Origin of the sequence: Poseidonocella sedimentorum, from assembly GCF_900116005.1 — a bacterium.
Classification (GTDB): domain Bacteria; phylum Pseudomonadota; class Alphaproteobacteria; order Rhodobacterales; family Rhodobacteraceae; genus Poseidonocella; species Poseidonocella sedimentorum.
Genome location: NZ_FOYI01000023.1, coordinates 1 through 3,836 on the forward strand (window position 1 = coordinate 1; position 3,836 = coordinate 3,836).

The following is a 3,836-nucleotide window of genomic DNA, read 5'->3' on the forward strand; positions in this document are numbered from 1 at the left end:
GTCGCAACCCGGTATGATCGCTGCCCCAAGGTCTTCCTCTCGGCCATCGCTCTCGCAGCAATCGTCATTTATTGGCTATGAGTCCTGACCCTAGACGTAGTTAAGCTTGGGTCACCAAGGTGGACTTCGATCAAAGAAACAGCGGCAGTACTATTCCCATCGGCTGAAACCACGTCGAAATTTATGATTCCACTGTTTAGAATATCTGTTGCTTTCTCCGCAACCGTATCTTTTAGATCGTCTGAAATAATGAAATCAGTCATGTTTCTCTCCGTTCAAATAAGCATCGCTCATATAGAAATTAATCACTGATTTTCCTTCCGGCCGGGCTATCGATAATATTGCAGAGTTGCTTCCTGTTTTTTCACGGATGAGTTCTTGACACTCTCTTCGAGATTTTGCTTTTCGGCACTCCGTAAATTCGCCAGAAACGATATTTGTTTCTAAGCTTCTGTCTTGCAAGAATCGGCTTATCCTAAATGGTGCAGATTGCACAAATTGGGATTCGACCGTCAACTCATCCATACTAAATAACCAAATACGATCACTATTGGGATCAAAACGATCGACAATTATGAAGCTGCAACCAGTACGGTCATCATATACAAAATGCCTACGATACGCACTTCCGGAGTTGTAAAATCTAAGGTGGTATCCGTTTGTCGAACTGACTTCGCCTGCAAACTTGATTCGTTCGCACGATTTTTCTATCCTTTCAGCCGAACTCATAGTAGGCACAGCACAATGTATGATCGCCAAGGGCAAAATGTAGATGTAGGACAGCGCAATTTTTATCATGTGTCAAGTCTTCGCTGAAACGGTTATTTTTGACAGGCCCAATCTCCGCACGAACAATTAAGGTGCTAGCCGCTCGCAAAAACCGTGACAAAACGTTTGGGGTTTTGAAGGGCTTCTTGTTATGACGGGGCATGCTCATCGGATAAGCTCGCGTTTCGACCAAAGACCAAAAAAATTGACGCTCAGCCTAACTCGCGTACGGCGGCGGGAGCGGAGCGTCTGTTCCATTGGAGCGTAAAGGAACTAGGATGGAACGTCCAGAGCTGGATAATTGTTGGATTAGCTCCGCGCTGGTGATGGGATGGTGATGACAAATTATGTCCGCCTTGCTCGGACCTTGCGCGATTTATTGGGCATTGTGGAGACTATCAAAGAGCGCGGTACGGGATTTCTATCCTTGGCCGAGGATATCGAAACGACGACGCCAGCCGGAGAGTTAATCTTCCACAGAGGTGGTCCTGGAAATTCGACCAGTTTGCCGCCGTGCTAAGCTATAACATTGGTTTCATTTCAGGCGGCAACCTTCAGGTCCGGAGATCGCCTATCATAGGTCTCGTCCGGCGTCATGATCCCATGTGATGAGTGTGGGCGTCTTTCGTTGTAGTAGCTGATCCAATCACCAATCCCGTCCCGGGCTTCGGAACCGGTTTCGAAGGCGTTCAGATAGACGCATTCGTATTTGAGGGATCGCCAGAGCCGCTCGATCATCCGATTGTCGATCCAGCGGCCATGACCGTCCATCGAGATTTTGATCTTCGCATCGCGCAGCACGTCGGTGAAATCGGTGCTGGTGAATTGCGAACCTTGATCCGTGTTGAAAATCTCGGGGGTGCCGTATCCGGCCAACGCTTCTTTCAAAGCCTCGACGCAGAATCCCGCGTCCATGCTGTTCGACAGCCGCCAACTCAGCACTTTCCGGCTGTGTCAGTCCATGATGGCAACGAGGTAGAGAAACCCGCGGCGCATTGGAATGTAGCTGATGTCAGCACACCAAACCTGGTTGGGCCGGGTGATGGGTAAGCCCTTCAGAAGATATGGATATATCTTGTGCTCCGGGTGCTTCTTGCTGGTCTTCGGTTCTTGGTAGATCGGCATCAACCGCATGAGCTTCATCAGCCGACGCACACGATGCCGCCCACATCTGAGGCCTTCCCGCTTCATGTGGCGAGCCATTTGACGCGCGCCATACCACGGCGTCTCCAGGAACTGCCGGTCGATGATTTCCATGAACTTCAGGTTCTCGGCGCTTTCCCCGCGCGGCTGGTAGTAGAGGCTTGAGCGTGCCAGTGTCAGCAGGCTGCATTGCCGCCGGACGCTGAGATCAGGATGGTCTTTCTTCACCGCTTTTTGCCTCCAGCGCCGAGGACGAAACTGGAGGCTTCTGACAAAAAATCCCGTTCCACGACCAACTGCCCGATCTTGGCGTGTAGCTTTTCGACCTCTGCCGCCGATATCGTCGGCTCCGCGGTCGCCTGGCCATTGAAGGCCTGTGCCATGTTCTCGATCGCTGTCCGTTTCCAACCGCTAATCATCGTCGGATGGATGTCATACTTCTTGGCAAGCTCGGCTGTCGTCAGCTCCTCGCGGATGGCTTCCAGAGCCACCTTCGCCTTGAACTCCGCCGAATAGCGTTTCCGTCTGGTCATTTCTGTGCGTTCTTCCTCAGGCGCTACAGCTTAACACCTGGTCCGAAATCCCGCGACCACCTCTATCCCCATGCTCGGACCAGCTCAGCTTGAAAAACTCGCAAAATGATTTCCACTCGCCAATCGCATCGAGATCTTCGGGGCTGAGTGTCGCAAGGTAGGTTTCTGAGACCTTGCTTGAGTGTTCCGCATCTTCGCGCGCCAAACCAAAGAGGAACTGATGCTTAAAATCACTCAAACCCGCCGTAGGCTCAGGTATGTAGAGTTCAGTATTTGACGAATCTCTACTCTTACTCGGCTTTTGTACAGATGCGGCTTGTTCCCCTCGCGCCTCGGCTTCAACGCCATCTTGGGCATTCATTGAACCAATTTTTTTCAAGAAATTCTCTGCGCTTTTGATTTATCACTACTTGTTTGGTTGTGATCTCAAAGTTTGCGCTCAGAGCCTCAATGAATTCTGTAAATCGATCTTCATCATTGATGAAAAAACCAATCTCGCGAGGATCTAAAGCTCCATCTCTGAACCTTACATCACTTAGGTCGAACTCTGGCGTAAAGATTGCCGCATGCTGGTTTTCTACGATCCAAGCCGCCCCCATCTCGTTAAGGCAAGCAACGCTTGAATAATAATCGGCAGACAGCAAGAAGATAACGAATGGTTTGTCAGATATTTGATTTTTTAACCATTCGAAAATATTGTCGCCGACTGGAATTCCGTATGAGGTGTTGCTTGTAAACACAATGCTCTCGTGGGCGACACCCACTCCAGTCAGCAGGTCTACTAACGCTTGCCCATAAACTGCATTTCTAGATGAGTGCGAAATGAAGATCTTCATCTTTATCGAGCCTTGGTTTCTGAGGTCAAACCCACAGTTGATTTGATCGGATCTCCCAGAGAATGCTGCTCTAACCGGAAGTCATGTTCAACCCTCGAAGTTTCGAGCATGGTTGCTTGCTGAAGCGGCACTGTGACCCAGTAGCCTTTAGTTGGCCGCTTCTGCTCCACTAAGGACATGCCGCCAAGCTTTGCAAAGCCTGTTCCCCCGCATTGCGGACATCGGTTCAAGTTGCCGCGAATGTCTGCTCCCCGCCCTCGTGCCGGCGCTTGGTGAACATGCTGCGCCATGCTCGAAGGTCGTACAAGGGCTGGCTCCGGGCCTTCACCGCGCTTGGTTCGAAGGTCCGGATTAGGTCGTTCAGACCCTTCTGGGATGTGGGACGACCGAGACGGTTCATGACCCGGTTCCTTTCCGATGCTCAAGTTCATGCATAGTGGGGCGAACGGCCGGCCTTGTCGCCGTGCCCCTTCCGAAGTCGAGAGGGGACACTCCTCTCGACGCTCCCCCCCCCCAACCCAACAAGAATGACCGGACCGGGAAGCAGGGCCTGGCC

Annotated in this window: 5 protein-coding genes and 2 pseudogenes; 2 read left to right on the forward strand and 5 right to left on the reverse strand. The window is 51.3% G+C overall.

Going from position 1 to position 3,836, the window contains the following annotated elements; all coding sequences use genetic code 11:
- Positions 1-81 (forward strand): annotated as a pseudogene (locus BM353_RS16755) (IS5/IS1182 family transposase); the annotation flags it as partial.
- Here the strand turns inward: BM353_RS16755 and BM353_RS16760 are convergent.
- Both BM353_RS16760 and BM353_RS16765 read right to left on the reverse strand, forming a co-directional pair.
- A complete protein-coding gene (locus BM353_RS16760) occupies positions 69-263 on the reverse strand; it encodes a hypothetical protein (protein ID WP_143104204.1) in 195 nt (64 codons plus the stop codon). The pseudogene BM353_RS16755 and the gene BM353_RS16760 overlap by 13 nt on opposite strands.
- Entirely contained in the window at positions 256-525 is a 270-nt protein-coding gene (locus tag BM353_RS16765; protein ID WP_143104205.1) for a hypothetical protein, read from the reverse strand. Before BM353_RS16765 ends, BM353_RS16760 begins: the two co-directional genes overlap by 8 nt.
- A 580-nt stretch (positions 526-1,105) precedes the next feature.
- On the opposite strand from BM353_RS16765, the gene BM353_RS17245 reads away from it, so the two are divergent.
- Positions 1,106-1,288 (forward strand): recombinase family protein, encoded by a 183-nt coding sequence (locus BM353_RS17245; protein ID WP_177220580.1) that lies wholly within the window; start codon positions 1,106-1,108, stop codon positions 1,286-1,288.
- 20 nt (positions 1,289-1,308) lie between these two features.
- Here the strand turns inward: BM353_RS17245 and BM353_RS16460 are convergent.
- The 3 genes and pseudogenes from BM353_RS16460 to BM353_RS16465 form a co-directional block, all read right to left on the reverse strand.
- A pseudogene (locus tag BM353_RS16460) lies at positions 1,309-2,444 on the reverse strand (IS3 family transposase).
- A gap of 16 nt (positions 2,445-2,460) precedes the next feature.
- A complete protein-coding gene (locus BM353_RS16770; RefSeq protein WP_143104206.1) occupies positions 2,461-2,805 on the reverse strand; it encodes a hypothetical protein in 345 nt (114 codons plus the stop codon).
- Positions 2,783-3,280 (reverse strand): toll/interleukin-1 receptor domain-containing protein, encoded by a 498-nt coding sequence (locus BM353_RS16465; protein WP_092082816.1) that lies wholly within the window; start codon positions 3,278-3,280, stop codon positions 2,783-2,785. The genes BM353_RS16770 and BM353_RS16465 overlap by 23 nt, the downstream gene beginning before the upstream one ends.
- Positions 3,281-3,836 lie beyond the last annotated feature (556 nt).

Bases quoted from the DNA above. Each gene is read 5' to 3' on its own strand.
- BM353_RS16770 (WP_143104206.1), bottom strand. From the start codon at position 2,805: ATGAATGCCCAAGATGGCGTTGAAGCCGAGGCGCGAGGGGAACAAGCC.
- BM353_RS17245 (WP_177220580.1), top strand. From the start codon at position 1,106: ATGACAAATTATGTCCGCCTTGCTCGGACCTTGCGCGATTTATTGGGC.
- BM353_RS16765 (WP_143104205.1), bottom strand. From the start codon at position 525: ATGGATGAGTTGACGGTCGAATCCCAATTTGTGCAATCTGCACCATTT.
- BM353_RS16760 (WP_143104204.1), bottom strand. From the start codon at position 263: ATGACTGATTTCATTATTTCAGACGATCTAAAAGATACGGTTGCGGAG.
- BM353_RS16465 (WP_092082816.1), bottom strand. From the start codon at position 3,280: ATGAAGATCTTCATTTCGCACTCATCTAGAAATGCAGTTTATGGGCAA.